The 5,672-nt window shown below is 42.9% G+C and carries 2 protein-coding genes; both read left to right on the forward strand.

Features of this window, described 5'->3' with window-relative positions; all coding sequences use genetic code 11:
- Window positions 1–1,565: FtsX-like permease family protein (locus AACY61_RS07830; RefSeq protein ID WP_339611021.1), on the forward strand; the 1,565-nt coding region annotated here is incomplete at its 5' end.
- Window positions 1,566–1,797: 232 nt separating this feature from the next.
- Window positions 1,798–5,672, forward strand: a 3,875-nt coding sequence (locus AACY61_RS07835) for a M36 family metallopeptidase (protein WP_339611023.1), incomplete at its 3' end; no start/stop codon positions are given.

Here is a 5,672-nt window from a genome sequence, read left to right on the forward strand (position 1 = left end):
CGTTGGGGCTGCTCTTACAACAACTGTTTCCCTTGATTTTAGGCGATTTATTACCGGTGGATGTGCAGTTGGCCTGGTCTCCACAGGTAATCCTTTTAGGAATCCTGTTGGGCTTCTTAATGTCCCTGTTGTTTGCACTGTATCCATTGATGAATACCTTGTATGTTTCCCCTTTACAAACCTTAAGGGTACAGGAAACGGTATCTGAAAAGTCACGGTTTGCCGGTGCAATGGTCTTACTTGCTATCTTTGGTTTTATTTTTCTCTTCGCGTTCTGGTTGTTGAGAGACCTGAGCTATGCAGCTGCTTTTGTTGGTGGAATTGTAATCACTTTTTCCATTCTGGCAGGACTGGCACAATTATTTATGAAAGCCATAAAAGCCTTTTTTCCCTCCCAGTGGGGATTCGTACCTCGTCAAAGTCTTTTAAACCTGTTCCGCCCTCAAAACCAAACCCTGATTTTAATTCTGGCAATCGGAGTGGGAAGTTTTTTAATTAGTACACTTTACTTTACCAAAGACCTCTTACTGGCACAAACAGCTGTAGAACAAAACAGTAACAGTCCGAATATGATTTTACTGGATGTACAACAAGACCAACAACAGGAATTGGCAGCACTGATTACTAAGAATCAATTGCCTGTGATTGACAATATGCCCATTGTTACCATGCGTCTGGAAAGCCTGGACGGTAAAACGGTGAACGATATTCGAAAAGATACCACTTCAAGCATAAGAAGATGGATTTTAAATCACGAATTCAGAACCACTTACAGAGACTCCCTGAGCATTTCTGAAAATATACTTGAAGGACAATGGATAGCATCCTATAATGAAACCGGAAGAATACCGGTTTCAATCAGTGATAATTTTGCTGACGATGCCAAGGTTAAACTAGGCGATGTGTTGGTGTTCAATGTCCAGGGAGTTGTAATGGAAACCGAAGTAAGCAGTATCAGGTCGGTGGATTGGAGCCGGGCACAAATGAATTTTTCCCTGGTGTTTCCAAAGGGCGTTCTTGAACAAGCACCGCAGTTCAGGGTGATGTCAACCCAGGTTCCTGACGAACAAACATCGGCGGTTTTGCAACAACAGCTGGTGGCAGCATTCCCCAATGTAACAATCATCGATATCAGACAAGTACTTAAAGTAGTAGAGGGCTTGCTTGATAAAATAAGTTGGCTGATTAATTTTATGGCCTTTTTTAGCATTCTCACAGGAATTATTGTATTACTGGGAGCAGTGAGAACCTCTAAATACAAACGCATTCGGGAAAGTGTACTGCTGCGCACTCTGGGCGCGCGCTCTAAACAAATACTCTGGATCACTGCACTTGAATATATTTACTTAGGCGTGTTGGGAAGCTTGGCAGGTATTTTACTGTCCCTCCTGGGCAGCCAATTATTAGCCTGGTTGGTTTTTGAAACCACTTTTATACCCTCCTGGATTCCATTTTTAGTGCTGTTCCCCTTTTTGGTGCTCTTGGTTTTAGGAATCGGTCTGGGTAATAATATCAGTGTGATTAAAAGCCCCCCTTTGGTCGTATTGAGAAAAGAAGGGGTTTAGTTTTTAAAACATTTTTTTGGTAAATTTTTTAATTGACCCCCGGCAATTTGCCGGGGGTCTTTTTCATGTAGTAAATTACTTACTTCGCAAAAATACATACATAAAATTATTAAAAACGATACATACATACACTTATGTTGACAACTTATAAAAGAACCTTGAACTATTTTAACTATTTATCCTTACATTTAAAGAAGAATTTTAAAACTTTATTAACCAATTTATTGTAATTATGAAAAAAACAATTTGTCTTCTCTTGACATGTATGGTCATGGGATTTTTGCAGTTAAATGCACAAAAACAGAACTCTGACAAGGGGCTTTCTGAAAAAGAAAAGTATTTGAAGTCACTTAATGAACAACAGAACCAAAAGGAAGAGAACCCCTTTCAGTTGGAAACAATGATTCAATCAAAATCATCTGATTATGTAATTACTGCAGAACATGTTAGTAGTTTAACCGGAACAAGACACGTTTATATTCGACAGGCTATTGAGGGGATTGAAATAGCTGGGACAGAATCAAGCGTTCATGTGGGTAAAAATGGTAAAATCATCCAGACTCATAATAATTTTGTCCGGAATGTACAGCAAACTGTAAATAACCGCACTGCTTCACTCTCTGCTGATCAGGCAATCAATGCTGTTGCAAGGCAAATGGGCTATAAGGTTGAAAACTTAGACCTTATTGAAAAGGAAGAAGGAGTTGGTAGAAAAGCCCTCTATAATAAAGCAGGCATTTCAAATGAAAATATCCCGGTAAAATTAATGTATTATTTTAGGGAAAACTATGGGACTTTATTAGTTTGGGAATTATCAGTAAGCGAACTCAATACTTCTGACTGGTGGAACTTCAGGGTTGATGCCTCTACAGGACAAATAATAGACAAATACAATTTTACTCAAAATTGTGATGTTATGGGAGATCATAGCAATCACAATCATGAAGAGGATACTGCAGCAATGGAAGTAAGTTTAAGACCTGCAGAATACCCCCTGAATGTCAATACAGCCTCTACTGCTATGATGTCAGGAACTTACAATGTATACCCAATGCCGATGGAATCACCCTATGATGGAGCTCGACAAGTGTTAGTAAACCCTGAGAATGTAACAGCTTCTCCATTTGGATGGCTTGACACCGATGGGGTTGTAGGGGCAGAATTTACAATCACCAGAGGAAACAATGTTTACGCGTATGAAGATAGAAACGGTGACAATATTCCGGGCTTTTCTCCCGATGGAGGAGCTTCATTAGATTTTGATTTCCCGCTGGATTTAAATGACAACCCCGTTAATAGTGAATCAGCTATTATTTCAAATCTTTTTTACTGGAACAATATCATTCATGATGTAATGTATTTCTACGGCTTTGATGAAGCCAGCGGAAATTTTCAGGAAAACAACTATGGAAACGGAGGCGCTGGAAGTGATTCTGTAAATGCTGAAGCACAAAACGCAGGGAACTGTAATGCTAACTTCGGAACTCCGGCTGATGGCTCAAACCCAAGAATGCAAATGTTTTTGTGTAATAATACAATACCTTCTAGAGATAGTGACCTTGATAACCTGGTAATAGTTCATGAATATGCACACGGAATAACGAACCGTTTGACAGGTGGAGCAGCTAATGTAGGTTGCCTTGGCAATAACGAACAAATGGGAGAAGGCTGGAGTGATTTTTATGGATATATGCTTACCATGAAAGCAGGCGAAACAGGCACCGATTCCAGACCGGTTGGAAATTATTTATTTGGACAACCTGATAACGGACCTGGAATCAGACCCTTCCCATACAATACAGATATGGCAGTAAATCCCCAAACCTATGATGATATTAAAACAGCTATTATTCCTCACGGAGTGGGCTCTGTGTGGGCAACCATGTTATTTGACATGACCTGGGGTCTTATAGACGTATACGGTTTTGATCCTGATTTTTACAACGGTACCGGAGGAAACAACATCGCCATACAACTCGTCACCGAAGCCTTAAAATTACAACCCTGTAGTCCCGGTTTTGTAGATGGGCGTGATGCTATTTTGGCAGCTGATCAACTGCTTTATGGAGGGGCCAACGAATGTGTAATCTGGGGTGCTTTTGCCAAAAGAGGCTTAGGCTTTAGTGCAGATCAGGGTTTATCTTCAAGCAGATTAGACGGTACCGAAGCATTTGACCTTCCTCCGTCCTTGATAAGTTTTGACACTGTTGAAGAAGTGTGCCTGGCAGGTGGTGTGGTTACTGGTCTTTCAGGAGGCCTTCCTGCCGGAGGTGTGTATAGCGGTCCCGGAGTAACTGATGATGGAAACGGAACCACCTATACGTTTGACCCCTCTGTCAATGGAGCGGGAAATGCAACAATTACTTATGAATATACTTGTTCAACCAATCCTATCTCTGAAACTGATACAATTCTGGTAACCAATGAACCACCGGTTATTGTATGTGCAGGAACAATTTTTACACCGGCAACATTTTCAGATTCTCAAACTCCGGCTTTAGCAATACCTGATAATAATCCAACAGGTGTTTCTTCAACCCTATCAATCACTGAAAACTTTTCCATCACAGATCTGAACGTGGATGTAAATGTTTCACATAATTGGGTAGGAGATATCATTGTTACAATTGAGTCGCCCGCAGGAACAACGGCTACAATTATTGACAGACCGGGTTATACAGGTTCAGGTTTTGGTTGTGATGAAAACGATATAATAGCAACACTGGACGACGATGCAACAGATTCTGTCGAAAATGAATGTGAAGCAGCTGTTCCCACTATAAACGGCACATTTATTCCCAATAACCCTTTGTCTGTTTTTAATGGTGAAAATGTAACCGGGGATTGGATAATTACTGTCTCAGACAATGCAAGTGCCGATACAGGTACGTTGAACGAATGGGCTTTGCATTTTTCTTATGACGAAATTTCACAAGTCCCCTTGGATTATTCTCTCGATACCAACGGATTTCTTTCAATCAATGCAGAGGATTTGGTCACCAGTGTAACGGTCTCTTGTGGAGGTTATACTGTAACGGCAGGAAATCCTCCGGCACCAACCGTAGATTTAAGCTGTCTTGATATTGGTGAAAACACTATTGATGTGGTGGTTACTGATGATGGAGGTACTTCAAGTACCTGTTCGGTAATCATAAATGTTATAGACAACATCCCACCGGTAATCAGCTGCACGTCCAATAAGACCGCAGATACCAGTGCCGGGGTCTGTACATATACCCACTTAGGCAATTTATGGGATGCGTCCTATGACGACAACTGTACTGCCACACTCTCTTATGAACTCACAGGCGCCACTACGGGCACAGGCAATACCTTAAACGGGGTGACCTTTAACTTAGGTGTGACCACGGTCACGTGGACCGTCACCGACCCCGGTAACAATACCGATATGTGTTCGTATACCGTTACGGTAGAAGACAACGAAGCGCCTGAGGTAACCTGCATCACAGCGGCCACGGTGGAGACCGATGCCGGTGTGTGCAACTATACCCACAACGGTACTGGCTGGGATGCCACGGCCACCGACAACTGTAGCCTGAGCACCCTGACTTACGTACTTAGCGGAGGCGCTACGGGCACGGGAACCAGCCTTGACGGAGTAACCTTCAATTTAGGGACCACAACAGTGGTCTGGACGGCTACGGATGCGGAAGGGAACAGCGAAAGCTGTACCACGACCATCACGGTAGAAGACACCGAAGCTCCTGTGATCATCTGCATCAGCAGCAAACTCAGGGATACCGATCCGGGCGAATGTACCTATACCCATAGCGGTAGTTTATGGGATTCCCTTGCATCAGACAACTGCAATGTGTCGTCCCTGACTTATGAATTATCAGGCGCGACCACGGGCAACGGCACTACACTGGACGGGCAGACCTTTAACCTGGGCACCACCACAGTGGTGTGGACGGTTATCGACGATGCCGGTAATACCGATGTGTGTACCTATACGGTGACCATCGAGGACAACGAAGCACCGGTGGTGAGCTGTACAGGCAACCAAAGTGTAGATACCGATACCGATGTGTGTACCTATACCCATAGCGGTACGGCCTGGGATGCCACAGCCACTGATAACTGTGG

Source organism: uncultured Planktosalinus sp. (genome assembly GCF_963973675.1).
GTDB lineage: Bacteria > Bacteroidota > Bacteroidia > Flavobacteriales > Flavobacteriaceae > Planktosalinus.